We start from the raw sequence: 16,390 nt of genomic DNA on the forward strand, positions 1-16,390 counted from the left end.
TGTTGATGACAGCCGCACGGCGCAACCGGGCGAACGTCGCGCCGGGTCGGGGAGATCCGCCTGCGCGCCGATGCAGGAGCGGCGAGGCAGGCCGTCGCCGTCAGGCGTAGCGCCGGCGGGTTTCCTCGCGGCAGATGCCGAGCAGCGCATCGCTGACGGCCCTGCGGATCTCGGCCAGCGAGAAGGGCTTGGTGACGACGTCGTGGATCAGCGCGTCGAGCCCGTTGGCACGTTCGCGCTGGTCGGCAAAGCCCGTCATCAGCAGGATCGGCACCTGCGGATAGTCCCGCGCGGCAATCAGCGCGAAGGCGATGCCGTCCATGACGGGCATCTTGATGTCCGACAGGATGAGGTCGAAGGCCCCCTTTTCCCGGGCGAGCGTTTCCGCGGCTGCGGCGCCGTCCTCCTGGGCAATCACCGTGTGACCGTCCAGTTCGAGGGCACGCTTGACGAAGCTGCGAACCGCCTCATCGTCCTCGGCAATCAGAATATGGGCCATGTCCCACTCCGTTTTTCAAACAGTCGCCGGGGCCGGCGCATCCTGGACGACGTAGCCGATATACGGGAGCTGGCGCCATTTGTGGCCCATGTCCATCCCGTAACCGACCACGAACTTGTCCGGACAGTCGAATCCGACATAGTCCGCCGAAATGGCGGTTTTGCGGCGCATCGGCTTGTCGAGCAAGGTCGCGATGCGCACCGATCCTGCGCCGCGCCCGATGAGTCGGTCTCGTGCGAAAGCTAACGTTCTGCCACTTTCCAGTATGTCATCCACGAGAATCACATCCCGTCCGGCAACATCGCTCTCCACATCGCGCAGAACCCGGATTTCCCTTGACTCGGTCCCCGAGCCGTAACTGGACAGATGGATGAACTCCATTTCCGGGCGCAGGTCGGCCCTGTGCATGGCCCGCACGAGGTCGGCGGCGAACATGAAGCTTCCCTTCAGCACCGCAACGACCAGCAGGCGCTGCGGGCTGGATGCGGCGATTTCGCGGGCGATCTCCCCGACCCTTGCGGCAATCGCCTCTTCGTCGATCAGCGTGCGAATCTCGGCGTCGTCACTCATTTCAGTTTGGCCTGCTGTTGTCCGCGCTCGACAAAGCGCACCTGGATGTCGGCCGCCGGGTCGGGCGGGGCCGACAGGCGGGTTCGGAAACGCGTCGTGCCACCCACATCGAGCCGGCGCAAGCGCGGCTCCATGATCCAGGCGTAGATTTCCTGGGCGTCCTCGCTGCGCAGCGCCAGTCGGACCGCCGGCACATGCATGGCCTCCTGGCTGATGTTCTCGATCGTGCCCTCGATGACCAGGACGATGGTGCCGTCCTCGATTTCGCGGAAGCTGCGCAGGTCGCGGAACTCGAGGCCGCGCAGGTTCACGTCGAAGCCTGCCAGCGTGAACAGGCCGGCAAGGTCGGGCATCCGCGCCACGATCGGGGTGCGGAAGGTGATCGCGAAGGCGCAAAGAGCGATCGCGCCGAAAAATATCATCGCGCCGACGACACGCTGGGGGCGGACGCGCCGCGCGCGCTGGCCGACGGTGTCGACGATCCGCTTCAGTCCGGGCTCGGGCGGCTTGGTCTTCACCTGAATCTTGGGCTTGCGGGCAAGACTTTCAATGTCGACGGGAGGCTTTTTCGTCTCGGCGTCGCGCTCTTCGGCTGCCGTGTCGAACGGCGTCAGGTCCTGGCTGAAACCGTCGCCGGCATCCTCCGGGTCGGGATCCTTCCCGCCCGCATCCGCGCCTGCATCATCGCTATCGCCATCGCTATCGCCGTCGCCCTCGTCCACCGCACCGTCGCCAACAAAACCGTCAAGGTCGTCGCCGGCGGTCGCCATGGCATCCACGCTCCGGGCCGCGACTGCCTCGGCCTCGGCCTCCGCCTCGTCGGGCACTTCGGTCTCGATGGAGGTCGTGTCCGGCTCGGCGCTGGCATGCCAGCGCGTGCCGCAGCGGGCGCATTTCACGCTGCGCCCGTCCGGCCCCAGCGCGGCAGGGCTGACCCGGTAGGCGGTCGAACAGTCCGGACAGGTTATCATCATTGTGGAAGAGGCCTCGTCTTGCCCACAAAACCTCCGGCTTGGCGTGGCATGCTTGCCGCCATGGATACCGGACCGGGTAAGGGTCAAGTATTGGCCATGGTCCGTAAACATGCTGCAAACGGCGGCGCGCTTTTCGCGTCGCCGACCGCACACGGATCGTCACGGCCTCATCACGCCCCGATATCGTTAATGAAGCGTTAATGGCGAAGCGATAGTGTCGGGACAATATGTTAACGAGAGGTTGCCGTGATCCGATTCGAAAATGTCGGTCTGCGCTACGGCATGGGGCCGGAGGTCCTGCGCGACCTGACCTTCGAGATCAGGCCGCAGTCCTTCCAGTTCCTGACGGGCCCGTCGGGTGCAGGCAAGACCAGTCTCATGCGTCTCCTGTTTTTGTCGCTGGCGCCGACGCGCGGGCTCATCCGTGCCTTCGGCAAGGACACTTCGGCCCTGAAGAAAAGCCAGATCCCGGCGTTGCGCCGGCGTATCGGCATCGTCTTCCAGGACTTCCGCCTGCTGGACCACCTGACCACCTACGAGAATGTCGCCCTGCCGCTCAGGGTCGTCGGGCAGGAGGAAAGCCAGTATCGTTCCGATGTGGTGGAGCTGCTCAAGTGGGTGGGGCTCGGCGAGCGCATGCATGTGCTGCCGCCGGTCCTGTCGGGCGGCGAAAAACAGCGCGCGGCCATTGCCCGGGCGCTGATCACCCGGCCGGAACTGCTGCTTGCCGACGAACCGACGGGCAATGTCGATCCGCCGCTGGCACGCCGGCTGCTGCGCCTGTTCATCGAACTGAACCGGCTGGGGACCTCGGTTGTCATCGCAACCCATGACCTTGCCCTGATGGACCAGGTCGACGCGCGGCGCATGGAACTCGGCGAAGGACGGTTGCACATCCATGACTGACGGCAGTAGCGGAAAGGATCGTCCGGCGCGGCCGAGCGGAGGCGCGAAGCAGGGCCCGCGCCCGCCGCGCGAGGGACGCGGCGGCAGGTCGGACGCAAATGCCGGAAGCGGCAAGGGGGCCGGCAAGGCAAGCGGAGCGGGCAGCGCGATGCGGGCCCGGCTGCGCGGCAAGGCAAGGGGCCGGGGCGGGCTGTCGGGTCTCAGGTCGCCGGCGCCGATCGTGCCCTCGCAGGCGGTCGCCGGACGCGCGCTGACGCTTGTCGTTGCCATCATGAGCTTTCTTGCCTGCCTGACCGTCGGCGGCGTTGCCATCATCCACGAGGCGGCGAATGCCTGGTCGAACGACCTGCAGCGCGAGGTGACGATCCAGATCCGCCCGGCGGAAGGCGTCGACATGCTGCGCGAGATCGAGAAGGCGATCGCGGCGGCACGGGAGCAACCGGGGATCGGCGCCGTGCGGGCGCTGTCGGACGAGGAAACGCGCGGCCTGCTGCAGCCCTGGTTGGGCGAGGGGCTGGACCTTGCAACCCTGCCGGTGCCGCGCCTGATCCAGGTCGAGATCGACGAGCCCTCGCGGTTCGAACTGGGCGGCCTGCGCGCGGCGGTGTCCGCCGTGGTGCGCGGTGCCAGCGTCGACGATCACGGATCGTGGACCGACCGGCTCGCGGCGATGGCCGGCGCCGTCGTTCTCGGCGGCATGGCGATTCTGTCGCTGGTGCTGGGATCGATGGTGCTCTCGGTGGTCTTTGCCACCCGCGCCGCGATGGCGGGCAACCGCGATGTGGTGGAGGTGCTGCACTTTGTCGGCGCCGAGGACAGTTTCGTTGCCCGCGAATTCCAGCGCCACTTCCTGCTGCTTGGCCTGCAGGGCGGGCTTGCCGGAGGGCTCGGCGCCTGCCTTGTCTTCGTCGTGCTCGGTTTTCTCGCCGACGACCGGACCGGCCTGCAGGGGCTTGCCCGGGCCATGGACATGTTCGGCGGCGTGTCGGTCGGTGTTGCCGGTTATCTCGGCGTGCTTGCGGTGATCTTCCTGGTCACGGTGCTGACCGCGGCGACGTCGCGCCTTGCCGTGCGCGCTCATCTGCGCCGGATCGAATAGGCGGCGGCCGATCGGCTTTTTCCGCAATATTCGACGGCCGAGCTGAAACGAAAACGGCCCCGGGCGCGATGCCCGGGGCCGTTTCGTTGATGCCTGCTTATTGATGCCTGGCACCCGGCGCTGCCGTGCGGCTGCGCCATGGCGATCTTATTCGGCGGACGATGCCTCTGCGGCGGCCTTGGCCTCGGCGCGCTCGACTTCCTTGGCGGCCTTCGCGGCGGCCAGATCCGACTTGATCCCCGCGTTCAGGCCACGGGCGCGGGCATTGGTGGCCTCGACGATACGGGCCGACTTGCCGCGACGCGTGCGCAGGTAATAGAGCTTGGCACGGCGCACCTTGCCGCGGCGAACCACGTCGACGCCTTCCAGCATCGGCGAGTAGACCGGGAACACACGCTCCACGCCTTCGCCGTAGGAGATCTTGCGGACGGTGAAGCTCTCGTTGATGCCGCCGCCGGAGCGGGCAATGCACACGCCTTCATAGGCCTGCGTACGGGTCCGGTTGCCTTCCGTCACGCGCACGTTGACGCGGATCGTGTCACCGGGAGAGAAGCTCGGCAGCTTGCGCGCGGCTTCGATCTTCGCCATTTCCTCGGCGTTCAGCTGTTCGATGATGTTCATGGCACTGCCTTTTTGGTTCGTGTCGGTCAGAGCGTCCGCTAACGGTCGAGCCGCAGGGGCGAATTCACCGCGTTTTGGCCAGTCCGGAACGTGTCCGGTCGTGGAAATCCGGTTCGTGCACCGGTGTCGCCCGTCCGTTCTTCCGTTCCGCCCGGCAGGGCGGCTCGCACGCATGTGCAAAGGAAAACCGGCACGCGGCGCCAATTCGGCACCCGAGTGGCCGCTGCATAGCGCAAGCCGCCCGGTTTGTCATGCCCTTTTCGCGCCGAAACGCCCGATTTTCCGGTTGTCCGGCGCTCAGTCGCCGTCCTCGAGCCCGAGATGGCGCCGCCACAGGTCGGGGCGCCTTTCCCTTGTCAGGCTCTCGGCTTCCTCGCGGCGCCAGCGGTCGATGCGGGCATGGTCTCCGGAGGTCAGGATCTCGGGGATCGAAAGTCCCTCGAACTCCCGCGGGCGGGTGTAGTGCGGGTGCTCCAGCAGCCCGGTCTCGAAGCTTTCGAAGGCGCCGCTCTCGGCATTGCCCATGACGCCGGGCAGCAAGCGCACGACGGCATCCAGCAGGACCATGGCGGCAAGTTCCCCGCCGGACAGGACGTAGTCGCCGATGGACACCTCCTCCAGGGCCCGCGTCTCGATCACACGCTGGTCGACGCCCTCGAAGCGGCCGCAGACGATGACGGCGCCGGGGCCGGCCGCGAGGTCGCGCACGCGGGCCTGATCGAGCGGGCGTCCGCGCGGGCTCATCAGCAATCGCGGGCGCGTGTCGCCGTCCCCCGTCGCCGCGTCGATGGCGCTTGCCAGGATGTCGGCGCGCAGCACCATCCCGGCGCCGCCGCCAGCCGGCGTGTCGTCGACGGAGCGGTGCCGGTCCGTGGCGTGGTCGCGGATCTGGCGCGCCTCCAGCGACCAGTCGCCGCGCTCCAGCGCCCGGCCGGCAAGGGACGTGCCGAGCGGTCCGGGAAACATGTCCGGATAGAGACTGAGAACGGTGGCGTCGAAGCTCATGGCAGGTCTGGTCCCGGGTGGCGGCGAGGGGCGTCGGTCGGCGTTTGCCGCAATCCTTGCTTAACGGTTTGCCTTCTAGAAAGGACGTATGTCACCGAAACCCTCCCTGCCCGGCATCTTGTCGCGACTGGCCGCCGCTTTGCGCGAGACCGTCGAGCGGCACTATCTCGACCTGTCGTTCAGCCGGGTCGCGCCGCTGGCCTTGCTGCTTGCCTACGGCATCGCCGTCGGGCTGGTGTTCAATACCGGCATCGACCATCCCTGGGACAAGCTGCAGCACCTGGTGTTTTTCGGGCTGCTGACCCTGGCGGTCCATGCGTTCTTTTGCTGCCGGCTGCGTATTTCCGCAGGAATTGCCAGTCTTGCCGGCATCGGGGGAGAAGCGATCCAGGCGCTGACACCGCATCATCATGCCTCGCTCGGCGATGTTGCCGCCAACACGGTCGGCGTCGCGCTGGTTGTCGCCGCCATCGTACTGATCCGCTCCGAAACGCGCGCGGCGCTTGCCGAGAAGGCGATCGAGGGCGACGCATTCCTGTCTTCGCCCGTGCCAGTGCCCGTGCCCGCGCCTTTGTCCGCCCCCGGGCGGGATCAGGTCTCCGCCTCGTCGGATTCCTCGTCGGCGTGATCTTCCGGCGGCACGATCGTCACCTCGCCTGAGGCGATATCGATCCGCGGCACCGCTTCGCGGGTGAAGGGCACATAGAAGGACGAGGCCCCGGCAGGGCGGATCTCGACCAGCGCGCCGGCGCCGAAATCGGGCACCGCCACGATCGTTCCAAGCAGCGTGCCATCGCTTGCCAGCGCCTTCAGGCCGAGCAGGTCGGCATGGTAGAACTCGTCCTCGTCGTCGAGTTCGGGAAGCGCTGCCCGGGCGATGTAGAGATCCGTTCCGTTCAGCGCCTCGGCGGCGTTGCGGTCGGTCACGCCCTCGAACCGTGTCACCACCATCGACTTCTGCAGCCTGGCGGAGGCAACGGTCAGTTCGCGCTTGCCGTCCGCCGTCTGCAGCGGGCCGTAGTCGGCGAAGGACAGGGGGTCGTCGCCAAAGGGCTTGACCCGGACCTCTCCGCGAATGCCGTGGGCGGCGCCGATACGGGCGATGAGGATGCGATCTGTCGTCACGCGAGACCTCCTGGCGCTTCGCCTCGCCCACAGCCGGACGGGTCCGGCGGGGAGCGGGTCCGGCAACCGAAACACCGGCAGCCGCAAAGCAATGCGGGACCCGCGCGGATCGCGCGGGTCCCTGTCAGTTGTCCGCCGGGTATTGCCCGGCGGCGTTTGGCCGGCGTCGGCTTACTCGGCCGAAGCTTCCTCGGCAGGCGCCTCCGAAGCGGCGGCAGCCTCCTCGGCGGCAGCCGCGGCCGCGTCCTCGGCAGCCTGCTGCTTCTCGGCGAGACGCTCCTTGGCCTTCTGGCCCGGCTCGGCCTTGTTCGGGTTGTTGCGTGCTTCGCGGGTCATCAGACCGGCAGCGTCGAGGAAGCGCAGAACGCGGTCGCTCGGCTTGGCGCCGTGGCTGAGCCAATGCTGGATGCGCTCGGCATCGAGCACGACGCGGTCGGCATTGTCCTTCGGCAGCATCGGGTTGTAGCTGCCGACCTTCTCGACGAAGCGGCCGTCGCGCGGCGAGCGCACGTCGGCAACGACGATCCGGTAGAACGGACGCTTCTTGGCGCCACCGCGGGCAAGACGAATTTTCAATGCCATTTCTATGGTCTCCTGTACTGCGCGCCGCGCTCAGCGGCGAATGGCTTCATGGTGGCGGATCACTTCCCTGACGATGAAGTTCAGGAACTTTTCCGCGAAATCGGGATCAAGGTTTGCGTCCCTGGCAAGTGCGCGCAGGCGCGCGATCTGCCGTTCCTCGCGCGCCGGGTCGGCGGGCGGAAGATCGTGTTGGGCTTTCAGAACGCCGACTTTCTGGGTGCATTTGAACCGCTCGGCGAGCATGTGGACGAGTGCCGCGTCGATATTGTCGATGGAGCCGCGCAGGCGGATGAGCTCGTCCATCGCGGCGGACGCCGGGTCGAGAATCTGGTCGGCGCTGTCGGTCACTTCTTTTTCCCCCGTCCCATGCCCGGCATGCCGCCGAGGCCCGGCAGGCGCGGGCCGCCCAGTCCGCCCAGTCCGCCAAGACCTCCCGGCAGTCCGGGCATCTGGCCCGGCATGCCGCCCGGCAGGTTGCCGGGAAGCTGGCCCGACTGGGCCATGCGTTCGAGTTCCTTCGGGTCGATGTTCGGCATGCCGCCGCCGGCACCGGGCATGCCGAGGCCGCCCATCATCTTGCCGAGCATGCCCTTGCCCTTGCCCATCTGCTTCATCATGTCGGCCATCTGCCGGTGCATCTTCAGCAGCTTGTTGACATCGGCGACATCGACGCCGGAGCCCGTGGCAATGCGCTTCTTGCGGCTGGCCTTGAGCAGGTCGGGCTTGCGCCGCTCCTGCGGTGTCATCGACTGGATGATGGCCACCTGGCGCTTGATCACCCTGTCATCGATATTGGCGCCGTCGAGCTGCTTCTTGAGCTTGCCGACGCCGGGCATCATGCCCATGATTCCGGACATGCCGCCGAGCTTTTCCATCTGGCGGAGCTGGTCGGCCAGGTCCTCCAGGTCGAAATTGCCCTTCTGCATGCGGGCGGCCATCTTGGCCGCCTTTTCCTGGTCGATCTCGCGCGCGGCCTTCTCGACCAGCGAGACGATGTCGCCCATGCCGAGAATGCGGTCGGCGATGCGCGAGGGATGGAACTCCTCCAGCGCGTCCGCCTTTTCGCCGGTGCCCACGAGCTTGACCGGCTTGCCGGTGACCGCGCGCATCGACAGCGCGGCGCCACCGCGCCCGTCGCCGTCCATGCGGGTCAGCACGATGCCGGTGATGCCGACGCGCTCGTCGAAGGATGTCGCGAGGTTGACCGCGTCCTGGCCGGTGAGGCTGTCGGCGACGAGCAGGATCTCGTGCGGCGTCGCCGCCGCCCTGATCTCCGCCATCTCGACCATCAAGGGCTCGTCGATATGCGTCCGGCCGGCGGTGTCGAGCATCACCACGTCGTAGCCGCCGAGCCGCGCCGCGGTCATCGCGCGGCCGGCGATCTGCACCGGCGTCTGGCCGGCGACGATCGGCAGCGTGTCGATGCCGGTCTGCTCGCCGAGCACCTTGAGCTGTTCCTGGGCGGCCGGACGACGGGTGTCGAGCGAGGCCATCAGGACCTTGCGCTTGTCGTTCTTCGTCAGGCGCAGGGCGATCTTGCCGGTCGAGGTCGTCTTGCCCGATCCTTGCAGGCCGACCATCATGATGGCGACCGGGGCGGGCGCGTTGAGGTCGATCGGCTCCGCCTGGCTGCCGAGCATCTCGACGAGCTGGTCGTGAACGATCTTGACGACCTGCTGGCCCGGGGTGACCGACTTCAGCACTTCCTGGCCGACGGCGCGGTTGCGCACCTTGTCGGTGAAGGACTTGACGACGGGAAGCGCCACGTCGGCCTCGATCAGGGCCCGGCGCACCTCGCGCAGCGCTTCGGAGACGTCAGCCTCCGACAGCGCGCCGCGCCGCGTCAGCTTGTCGAGAATGCCACTGAGGCGATCTGACAGACTTTCGAACATGCCGTGGTCCCTTGATCCCCGGGCACAGCCGCCATGGCGGTGCCGTTTCCCCTGAAATGGTGCCGAAACGCGATCACGCAAAGCGGTTTTGCACCCGAGGGCGCAACGCGCTGTCGGGTGTGAACCTCCGGGATCTCTTTACACCTTTACGGGTCCCGGTCGGCGGATGGTCGTGTCGTAACTCTTTCGGAGTTGCCAGCGGCATAGTCGAAAACGGTGCACAAAGTCAAGGATCGCCGGCTGTCTTTTGCCGGATATGCGCGGCGGGAAGCCCTGCCCGGCATATCCGGCTCTTGAAATCGACGGCAGAAGGGAGAAGATGCGGCCTCCGGCAAGCCGGCCGCGCCCTTGCAAAGGTTCGCGGCGGCACGCGCGCCCTCCGCGCATCCCTTTCCCGTCAGGGGCATTCCAACACGCCGGAACCAGGACGCCGTGACATGGATCTCAGAGCTGTTGCGCTGCCGATCGGTCGCCTGCTGATCCTGATTTCGCTGTTCATGACCATTCCCGCCGCCGCCGACCTCATGGCCGGCAATCCGGACTGGACCGCCTTTCTTGCCTCGGCCCTTGTCACGGGGTGCATCGGCTGCGTCGCGACCGCCGCGTTCCTGCGCTCCGCGGGCCGGTTCAACACGCGCGAAACGCTGATGTTCGTCAACGCGGCCTGGGTGACGTTCGGGCTTGCCGGTGCCTTGCCGCTCTGGCTGAGCGGGTTGCAGATCCCGTTCGTCGACGCGTTCTTCGAGGCCACCTCGGGCCTGACGACGACCGGGGCGACGGTGCTGACCGGGCTCGACGCGATGCCGCCGGGCATCCTGCTGTGGCGCTCGCTGCTGCAATGGATCGGAGGCATCGGCATCGTCGTTCTGGGGATCTGGCTGCTGCCCGGCCTGCGGGCCGGCGGGTCGCAGCTGTTTTCGATCGAATCGTCCGAAACCTCGTCGAAGCCCTATGGCCGCTTCGAGCCCTTCATGGTGCGGTTGCTGCTGCTCTACGGCGGTCTGACCTGCGCCAGTGCGCTGCTCTACTATCTGGCGGGCATGTCCTTCTTCCAGGCGGTCAACCATGCGATGACGACCGTCTCCACCGGCGGTTTTTCGACATCCGACAGTTCGCTCGGCCAGTTCGACAGCCTTGCGATCTACTGGATCGCGATCGTCTTCATGACGCTCTCCAGCCTGCCCTTCCTGTTCCTGATCACCCTGGTCGAACGCCGGATCTGGCGCGATGCGGAGCAGGTTTCCTTCTTCCTGCGCCTCGTTGCCGCCTTCAGCCTGTGCGCCTTTGTCGCGCTGCACCTGCACGATACGGGCATGCCGTTCCACCACCTCACCCTGTCGGTGTTCCACGTCGTTTCGGTGGTGACGACGACCGGATATGCGGCGGGCGACTACCTGCAGTGGGGCAACCTGGCGATCGTCCTGTTCTTCCTGCTGACCTTTTTCGGCGGCTGCAGCGGCTCCACCTCCGGCGGCTTCAAGGCCTTCCGGATGCTGTTGCTGATCACCTATGTCCGCGTGCTCCTGAAGGGCATGGTGCGGCCGCACCGGGTGGCGGAGGCACGCTATGGCGGCACGGCGGTCAGCGCCTCGGTGATCGAGGGCGTCTTGATCTTCGCCCTGCTCTACACAATGACCTTCGCCGGTTTCGCGCTGGTCTATGCGCTGGCCGGGCTCGATATCGAAACCGCGCTCAGCGCCTCGATCACGGCGCTTGCCAATGTCGGTCCCGGCGTTGGCGACGTGATCGGCCCGGCGGGCACGTTCCAGTCGCTGCCCGAGCTGGTGAAGGCGCTGCTTGCCGTGGAGATGGTGCTCGGGAGGCTCGAGATCCTGGCGGGCATCATCCTGCTGACGCCGGATTTCTGGACCGAGCGCTAGTTTCAGGATCAGGCGTCTGGATCAGGGGCGCGGGCGGGAGCCGAAGATCGCCGAGCCGACGCGCACATGGGTCGCGCCGAGGCGGATGGCGCCTTCGAAATCCGCCGACATGCCCATCGACAGTCCGGCAAGACCGTTGCGCGCGGCGATCTTCGCCAGCAGCGCGAAATGCGGGCCGGGCGTGTCGTCCACCGGGGGGATGCACATGAGCCCGGCCACATCGAGACCGAGCTCGTCCCGGCAGAAGGCGACGAAGTCGTCGGTCTCATGCGGCGCGATGCCGGCCTTTTGCGGCTCCTCGCCGGTGTTCACCTGGACGAAGAAGCGCAGCGCGCGGTCCTGGGCCTTGCATTCGGCCGCCAGCGCCCGGGCGATCTTCTCCCGGTCGAGCGTATGGATCACGTCGAACAGCGCCACGGCATCCTTCGCCTTGTTGGATTGCAGCGGGCCGATCAGATGGAGTTCGACGTCGGGAAACGCGGCGCGCAGCTCCGGCCACTTGCCTTGCGCCTCCTGCACGCGGTTCTCGCCGAAGACGCACTGACCGGCGTCGAGCACGGGACGGATCTCGCCGGCATCGAAGGTCTTGGAGACCGCGATGAGCGTGGTCGACCCGGCAGGCCGCCCGGCGTCCGCCCCGGCCCGGGCCACCGCCTCCCGGATGTCGGCAAGGCGGCTGGCCGCATCGCTTTCGGACGATGCCCGGACGGGGGCCGTCGGGGATGTGGCTTTGTCGGTCGCGGACATGGGGTTCCTCGGAGAGCTTCTGCTTCGGTCCTTCCCGATACCCTTTTGCCGGGCGCGGGGGCAAGGGGGCCATGCGGCCCCGGCCGGCGGCAATGGCACGGGCGGGATGCCTTGCAGGTTGACCGCAAGGCGGATTTCTGGTGACAGTCGCGCCACGTTATTCCTGCAATGGTCACGAGAAAAGCAATCACAATCATGGCGACGGAGCGCTACAACGCCCGCGAGGCGGAAAGCCGCTGGCAGAAGGTCTGGGACGAGACGGACGTCTTTGCGACACGCAACGAGGATCCGCGTCCGAAATACTATGTGCTCGAGATGTTCCCCTATCCTTCGGGCCGCATCCACATGGGCCATGTGCGCAACTACGCGATGGGCGATGTCGTGGCGCGCTACAAGCGCGCCCGCGGCTTCAACGTGCTGCACCCGATGGGCTGGGACGCCTTCGGCATGCCGGCGGAAAATGCCGCCATGCAGAACAAGGTGCATCCGCGCGACTGGACCTACCAGAACATCGCGACGATGCGCGGCCAGCTGAAGATCATGGGGCTTTCGCTCGACTGGGCGCGCGAGTTCGCGACCTGCGACGTCGAGTACTACACCCAGCAGCAGCACCTGTTCCTCGACTTCCTGCAAGCGGGTCTTGCCTATCGCAAGAACTCCAAGGTCAACTGGGACCCGGTCGACATGACCGTGCTCGCCAACGAGCAGGTCATTGACGGCCGTGGCTGGCGCTCCGGCGCCCCGGTCGAGCAGCGCGAACTGACCCAGTGGTTCTTCAAGATTTCCGACTGGTCGGAGGAACTGCTCACCGCCATCGACACGCTCGACCGCTGGCCGGACAAGGTCCGCCTGATGCAGAAGAACTGGATCGGCCGGTCCGAGGGGCTGCGCGTGCGCTTCGCCTTTTCGACCCCGGCGCCGACGGGCGATACGGCGCTGGAGATCTTCACCACGCGGCCTGACACGCTGTTCGGCGCGTCCTTCATGGGACTGTCGCCGGACCACCCGATCTCGCTCAAGCTGGCCGAGACCAATCCGAAGCTGGCCGCCTTCATCGAGGATTGCCGTCGCACCGGCACCTCGGCGGAAGCCATCGAGACGGCGGAGAAGGTCGGCGTCGACACGGGCCTGACGGTGACGCATCCGCTCGACCCGTCGATCACCCTGCCGGTCTATGTGGCGAACTTCATCCTGATGGACTACGGCACGGGCGCGATCTTCGCCTGCCCGGCCCATGACCAGCGCGATCTGGACTTCGCCCGAAAGTACCATCTGCCGGTGCGCCCGGTGGTGCTGCCGGCGGGTGCGGATCCGGAAACCTACGAGATCCGCGACGAGGCCTATACGGACGACGGCACGATCTACAATTCGGACTTCATGAACGGATTGCCGATCGCGGACGCGAAGGAGGCGGTCGCCGCGCGGCTCGAGGCGACGATGCTCGACGGCCGCCCGCAGGCCGAACGGCAGGTCAACTACCGCCTGCGCGACTGGGGCATCTCGCGCCAGCGCTACTGGGGGTGCCCGATCCCGGTCATCCATTGCGAGGATTGCGGCGTCGTGCCGGTGCCGGTCGCGGACCTGCCCGTGCAGCTTCCCGACGACATCGACTTCGACAAGCCGGGCAACCCGCTCGATCGTCATCCGACCTGGCGCAACGTTGCCTGCCCGAGCTGCGGCAAGCCGGCGCGGCGCGAGACCGACACGATGGACACGTTCGTCGATTCGTCCTGGTATTTCGCCCGCTTCACGGACCCGAAGGCGGCGACGCCGACCGACAAGGCGGTGGCCGATGCGTGGCTGCCGGTCGACCAGTATATCGGCGGCATCGAGCACGCGATCCTGCATCTGCTCTATTCGCGCTTCTTTGCCAGGGCGATGAGCGTCACCGGGCATCTCGGCGTCAAGGAGCCGTTCCGCGGCCTGTTCACGCAGGGCATGGTGACGCACGAGACCTACAAGGCGCCGGGCGGCGACTGGGTGTCGCCGGCGGAAGTGCGGATCGACGGCGACGGCGAAACGCGCAAGGCTTTCCTGCTGGAGGGCGGCGCCGAGGTCGCGATCGGCTCGATCGAGAAAATGTCGAAGTCGAAGAAGAACACCGTCGATCCGACCGACATCATCGAGACCTACGGCGCCGACACCGCGCGCTGGTTCATGCTCTCGGACAGCCCGCCGGAGCGCGACGTGCAGTGGACCGAGGACGGTGTGCAGGGTGCCTGGCGCTTCATGCAGCGTGTCTGGCGGCTCGTCGGGGATATCGCGGACAGTGTGCCTGAAACGGCCCGGCCGGACGCGTTCGGCGAGGCGGCGACGGCGCTGCGCCGGGCAACGCACAAGGCCTGTGCGAGCGTATCCGCCGACATCGAGGGGCTTTCCTTCAACCGCGCCGTGGCCCGCATCTACGAGCTGGTCAACACCTTGTCGAGAGCCCAGCAGGCCGATGTGCCGGCTGGCGCACAGGGCGACGACATGCGCTTCGCCCTGCGTGAGGGGATCGGGTACCTGGTGCAGATGATCGCGCCGATGGCGCCGCACCTGGCGGAGGAGTGCTGGACGGTGCTCGGCCGCGAGGGGTTGCTTGCCAATGCGCCGTGGCCGACGGTCGAGGAAGAGCTGCTGGTCGAGGCGACCGTGACCCTGCCGGTCCAGGTCAACGGCAAGAAGCGGGCCGACCTGACAATCGCACGCGAGGCTTCCAAAGAGGAGGTCGAAGCGGCTACGCTTCAGCTCGACGCCGTGCAGCGCGCTCTGGACGGCAAGCCTGCCCGCAAGATCATCGTTGTGCCGCAAAGGATCGTGAATGTCGTCGCCTGATCATCCGACATCGCAGCCCGCCACGCGGCGCGCGCTTCTCATTTTGGCCCTCGGCGCGGCGCTTGTCGCCGGCGCCTGCCAGGTCCGCCCGCTCTACGGAACGGTCGGCGGAGCCGCCGGCACGCCTGCCGTTGCGGAGGAACTCGCGGCGATCGACATCGACACGGTCGAGGGCACGTCGGATGAGGATCTCGAGCGCGTCGGCCAGGTGCTGCGCAACGAGCTCATCTTCGGCTTCCGGAGGGGCCGCGAGGCGGCGACGCCGCGCTACCGGTTGAAAATCATCATCGACCGGCCCTTGAACGAGGTCGGCGTCGAGCGGTTGGCTGACGTGCCGTCCGCCTATTCCGTGACGGTCAACGCGAGCTACGTGCTCAGCGAGATCGGCACCGGGCGAACGGTGATGACCGGCCGCGCCTTCGGCTCGGCTTCCTTCGACTTCTCCAGCCAGCGGTTTGCCAACCTGCGCGCCGAGCGCGATGCCGAGGACCGGGCGGCGAAGGTCGTGGCTGGCAATATCCAGACGCGGCTGGCCGGCTTCTTCGCCTCGCAAGGCTGAACCATGGTCGCGCTGAAGGCTGGCGAGGTCGACCGTTTCATCGCCGAACCGCCGGCCGGCGTGGCGCTGGTGCTGGTCTTCGGCCCGGACACCGGCCTTGTGTCCGAGCGTGCCCGCACGCTGGTCGACAAGGCATCGGGAGGCGTCGACGATCCCTTCTCCCTGGTGCGCCTCGATGCGGCGGACGTGGTCTCCGACCCGGCCCGGCTGATCGACGAGGCCTCGACGGTGCCGCTCTTCGGCGGCCGCCGCGTCGTCTGGCTGCGGGACGGGGCGGGCAAGAACCTGGCGCCGGCCGTCGACCCGTTGTTCGGCGAGGTCCGGGCGGAAAACGCGCTGGTGGTGATCGAGGCGGGCGACCTGAAGAAGGGCGTCGGCCTGCGCAAGAAGTTCGAGAACGACCGCTCGGCCGTGGCCATTGCCTGTTACGCCGACGAGGCGCGCGATCTGGAACGGATCATCGACGGGGAGCTTCGCGAGGCCGGGCTTGCCATCACGCGCGAGGCGCGGCAGCTGCTGATGGGGCTGCTTGGCGCCGATCGGCTGGCGAGCCGCGGCGAAGTGCGCAAGCTCTGTCTTTATGCGCTCGGGCGGGAGCGGATCGAGGTGGCCGACGTCGAGGCGGTGATCGGCGATGCCTCTGCCTTTGCCGTTGACGAACTGATCGACGCGGCAGCGCTCGGCGACCTTGCGACGCTCGACCACGGGCTGGAACGGCTCGAGGCGGGCGGCCAGCGCGCCGACATGATCGCCTCCGCGGCGCTGCGCCATTTCCAGTTTCTCGCCCGCGCAAGGGCCGAGGCCGATCGCGGCCTGTCCGCGGCACGGGTCATCGAGCAGGCCCGTCCGCCGGTCTTCTACAAGCGCCGCGACGCGGTCATCCGCCAGGTGTCGCTGTGGTCCGGCGAGGATCTGGCCAGGGCCGGCGAGCGGCTCGGCGGGGCGGTCGCCTCCGCGCGCAAGGCCCCGGTGCTCGCCACGGCCCTTGTCGGGGACGTGCTGCTGACGCTCGGACGCGTCGCGCGCGCCCGCCAGCAGCGCCGCTGACCGGATCCTTCAGCCGTCGTTTCCGGGAACCTTGCGCCCCGTGCGCATGATCGGGCCGCCATGCTTG

At 67.4% G+C, this 16,390-nt stretch carries 17 protein-coding genes; 7 read left to right on the top strand and 10 right to left on the bottom strand.

Annotated elements, in window-relative coordinates; all coding sequences use genetic code 11:
• Nucleotides 1-100 precede the first annotated feature (100 nt).
• Genes ACN0T5_RS18925 through ACN0T5_RS18935 form a run of 3 tightly spaced genes read right to left on the bottom strand, consistent with a single transcriptional unit; the run spans nucleotide 101 to nucleotide 2,043 of the window.
• Entirely contained in the window at nucleotides 101-499 is a 399-nt protein-coding gene (locus ACN0T5_RS18925; protein ID WP_417770173.1) for a response regulator, read from the bottom strand.
• A 15-nt stretch (nucleotides 500-514) separates the two neighbouring features.
• Nucleotides 515-1,069, bottom strand: coding sequence for a hypoxanthine phosphoribosyltransferase (hpt, locus tag ACN0T5_RS18930; RefSeq protein ID WP_417770174.1), 555 nt, complete (start codon nucleotides 1,067-1,069; stop codon nucleotides 515-517).
• Nucleotides 1,066-2,043, bottom strand: coding sequence for an MJ0042-type zinc finger domain-containing protein (locus ACN0T5_RS18935; protein ID WP_417770175.1), 978 nt, complete (start codon nucleotides 2,041-2,043; stop codon nucleotides 1,066-1,068). Before ACN0T5_RS18935 ends, hpt begins: the two co-directional genes overlap by 4 nt.
• 246 nt (nucleotides 2,044-2,289) lie before the next feature.
• On the opposite strand from ACN0T5_RS18935, the gene ftsE reads away from it, so the two are divergent.
• Together ftsE and ACN0T5_RS18945 are read left to right on the top strand one after the other, a co-directional pair.
• Nucleotides 2,290-2,949, top strand: a complete 660-nt coding sequence (ftsE, locus tag ACN0T5_RS18940) for a cell division ATP-binding protein FtsE (RefSeq protein WP_417770176.1) — start codon at nucleotides 2,290-2,292, stop codon at nucleotides 2,947-2,949.
• Complete coding sequence (locus ACN0T5_RS18945) at nucleotides 2,942-4,048, top strand: cell division protein FtsX (RefSeq protein ID WP_417770177.1); 1,107 nt, start codon at nucleotides 2,942-2,944, stop codon at nucleotides 4,046-4,048. The genes ftsE and ACN0T5_RS18945 overlap by 8 nt, the downstream gene beginning before the upstream one ends.
• Nucleotides 4,049-4,195: 147 nt before the next feature.
• On the opposite strand, the gene rplS is transcribed toward ACN0T5_RS18945, so the two are convergent.
• Both rplS and trmD read right to left on the bottom strand, forming a co-directional pair.
• Nucleotides 4,196-4,669, bottom strand: a complete 474-nt coding sequence (gene rplS / locus ACN0T5_RS18950) for a 50S ribosomal protein L19 (RefSeq protein ID WP_417770178.1) — start codon at nucleotides 4,667-4,669, stop codon at nucleotides 4,196-4,198.
• A 297-nt stretch (nucleotides 4,670-4,966) separates the two neighbouring features.
• Nucleotides 4,967-5,674, bottom strand: a complete 708-nt coding sequence (trmD, locus tag ACN0T5_RS18955) for a tRNA (guanosine(37)-N1)-methyltransferase TrmD (protein WP_417770179.1) — start codon at nucleotides 5,672-5,674, stop codon at nucleotides 4,967-4,969.
• An 88-nt stretch (nucleotides 5,675-5,762) separates the two neighbouring features.
• Between trmD and ACN0T5_RS18960 the strand changes: the two genes are divergently transcribed.
• Nucleotides 5,763-6,302, top strand: coding sequence for an antibiotic resistance protein VanZ (locus tag ACN0T5_RS18960; protein WP_417770180.1), 540 nt, complete (start codon nucleotides 5,763-5,765; stop codon nucleotides 6,300-6,302).
• Here the strand turns inward: ACN0T5_RS18960 and rimM are convergent.
• The 4 genes from rimM to ffh all read right to left on the bottom strand — a co-directional run bounded on the left by rimM (nucleotide 6,266) and on the right by ffh (nucleotide 9,273).
• Entirely contained in the window at nucleotides 6,266-6,799 is a 534-nt protein-coding gene (gene rimM / locus ACN0T5_RS18965) for a ribosome maturation factor RimM (protein ID WP_417770181.1), read from the bottom strand. The genes ACN0T5_RS18960 and rimM overlap by 37 nt on opposite strands.
• A 171-nt stretch (nucleotides 6,800-6,970) precedes the next feature.
• Nucleotides 6,971-7,381, bottom strand: a complete 411-nt coding sequence (gene rpsP / locus ACN0T5_RS18970; protein WP_417770182.1) for a 30S ribosomal protein S16 — start codon at nucleotides 7,379-7,381, stop codon at nucleotides 6,971-6,973.
• A gap of 30 nt (nucleotides 7,382-7,411) precedes the next feature.
• Nucleotides 7,412-7,684 (bottom strand): chorismate mutase, encoded by a 273-nt coding sequence (locus tag ACN0T5_RS18975; protein ID WP_306030935.1) that lies wholly within the window; start codon nucleotides 7,682-7,684, stop codon nucleotides 7,412-7,414.
• 41 nt (nucleotides 7,685-7,725) lie between these two features.
• The gene (gene ffh, locus ACN0T5_RS18980; protein ID WP_417770183.1) at nucleotides 7,726-9,273 is read right to left on the bottom strand and encodes a signal recognition particle protein; all 1,548 of its coding nucleotides are present in this window, start codon (nucleotides 9,271-9,273) and stop codon (nucleotides 7,726-7,728) included.
• A 437-nt stretch (nucleotides 9,274-9,710) separates the two neighbouring features.
• Here ffh and ACN0T5_RS18985 point away from each other — a divergent pair, with 437 nt between their 5' ends.
• A complete protein-coding gene (locus ACN0T5_RS18985; RefSeq protein ID WP_417770184.1) occupies nucleotides 9,711-11,153 on the top strand; it encodes a TrkH family potassium uptake protein in 1,443 nt (480 codons plus the stop codon).
• A 21-nt stretch (nucleotides 11,154-11,174) separates the two neighbouring features.
• Here ACN0T5_RS18985 and ACN0T5_RS18990 read toward each other — a convergent pair whose 3' ends face one another.
• Nucleotides 11,175-11,900, bottom strand: a complete 726-nt coding sequence (locus ACN0T5_RS18990; protein WP_417770185.1) for a YggS family pyridoxal phosphate-dependent enzyme — start codon at nucleotides 11,898-11,900, stop codon at nucleotides 11,175-11,177.
• 195 nt (nucleotides 11,901-12,095) lie between these two features.
• Here ACN0T5_RS18990 and leuS point away from each other — a divergent pair, with 195 nt between their 5' ends.
• From leuS to holA, 3 genes are read left to right on the top strand one after another with little or no spacing between them, the layout of a single operon-like run.
• Nucleotides 12,096-14,717 carry a leucine--tRNA ligase gene (leuS, locus tag ACN0T5_RS18995; protein ID WP_417770186.1) on the top strand — a complete coding sequence of 874 codons (2,622 nt, stop codon included), beginning with the start codon at nucleotides 12,096-12,098 and terminating at the stop codon, nucleotides 14,715-14,717.
• A complete protein-coding gene (gene lptE, locus ACN0T5_RS19000) occupies nucleotides 14,704-15,276 on the top strand; it encodes an LPS assembly lipoprotein LptE (protein WP_417770187.1) in 573 nt (190 codons plus the stop codon). Before leuS ends, lptE begins: the two co-directional genes overlap by 14 nt.
• A 3-nt stretch (nucleotides 15,277-15,279) precedes the next feature.
• Complete coding sequence (holA, locus tag ACN0T5_RS19005) at nucleotides 15,280-16,323, top strand: DNA polymerase III subunit delta (protein WP_417770188.1); 1,044 nt, start codon at nucleotides 15,280-15,282, stop codon at nucleotides 16,321-16,323.
• The last annotated feature ends 67 nt before the right edge of the window (nucleotides 16,324-16,390 follow it).

The organism is Stappia sp., from assembly GCF_048261845.1.
In the GTDB taxonomy this organism is placed as follows: Bacteria; Pseudomonadota; Alphaproteobacteria; order Rhizobiales; family Stappiaceae; genus Stappia.

What these genes read in the sequence shown, in the direction of transcription:
- hpt (WP_417770174.1), bottom strand. Translation starts at nt 1,069, where the DNA reads ATGAGTGACGACGCCGAGATTCGCACGCTGATCGACGAAGAGGCGATT.
- lptE (WP_417770187.1), top strand. Translation starts at nt 14,704, where the DNA reads ATGTCGTCGCCTGATCATCCGACATCGCAGCCCGCCACGCGGCGCGCG.
- ACN0T5_RS18975 (WP_306030935.1), bottom strand. Translation starts at nt 7,684, where the DNA reads ATGGACGAGCTCATCCGCCTGCGCGGCTCCATCGACAATATCGACGCG.
- leuS (WP_417770186.1), top strand. Translation starts at nt 12,096, where the DNA reads ATGGCGACGGAGCGCTACAACGCCCGCGAGGCGGAAAGCCGCTGGCAG.
- ACN0T5_RS18935 (WP_417770175.1), bottom strand. Translation starts at nt 2,043, where the DNA reads ATGATGATAACCTGTCCGGACTGTTCGACCGCCTACCGGGTCAGCCCT.
- ACN0T5_RS18925 (WP_417770173.1), bottom strand. Translation starts at nt 499, where the DNA reads ATGGCCCATATTCTGATTGCCGAGGACGATGAGGCGGTTCGCAGCTTC.
- ACN0T5_RS18945 (WP_417770177.1), top strand. Translation starts at nt 2,942, where the DNA reads ATGACTGACGGCAGTAGCGGAAAGGATCGTCCGGCGCGGCCGAGCGGA.
- trmD (WP_417770179.1), bottom strand. Translation starts at nt 5,674, where the DNA reads ATGAGCTTCGACGCCACCGTTCTCAGTCTCTATCCGGACATGTTTCCC.
- holA (WP_417770188.1), top strand. Translation starts at nt 15,280, where the DNA reads ATGGTCGCGCTGAAGGCTGGCGAGGTCGACCGTTTCATCGCCGAACCG.
- ffh (WP_417770183.1), bottom strand. Translation starts at nt 9,273, where the DNA reads ATGTTCGAAAGTCTGTCAGATCGCCTCAGTGGCATTCTCGACAAGCTG.
- ACN0T5_RS18985 (WP_417770184.1), top strand. Translation starts at nt 9,711, where the DNA reads ATGGATCTCAGAGCTGTTGCGCTGCCGATCGGTCGCCTGCTGATCCTG.
- rplS (WP_417770178.1), bottom strand. Translation starts at nt 4,669, where the DNA reads ATGAACATCATCGAACAGCTGAACGCCGAGGAAATGGCGAAGATCGAA.
- ACN0T5_RS18990 (WP_417770185.1), bottom strand. Translation starts at nt 11,900, where the DNA reads ATGTCCGCGACCGACAAAGCCACATCCCCGACGGCCCCCGTCCGGGCA.
- rpsP (WP_417770182.1), bottom strand. Translation starts at nt 7,381, where the DNA reads ATGGCATTGAAAATTCGTCTTGCCCGCGGTGGCGCCAAGAAGCGTCCG.
- ACN0T5_RS18960 (WP_417770180.1), top strand. Translation starts at nt 5,763, where the DNA reads ATGTCACCGAAACCCTCCCTGCCCGGCATCTTGTCGCGACTGGCCGCC.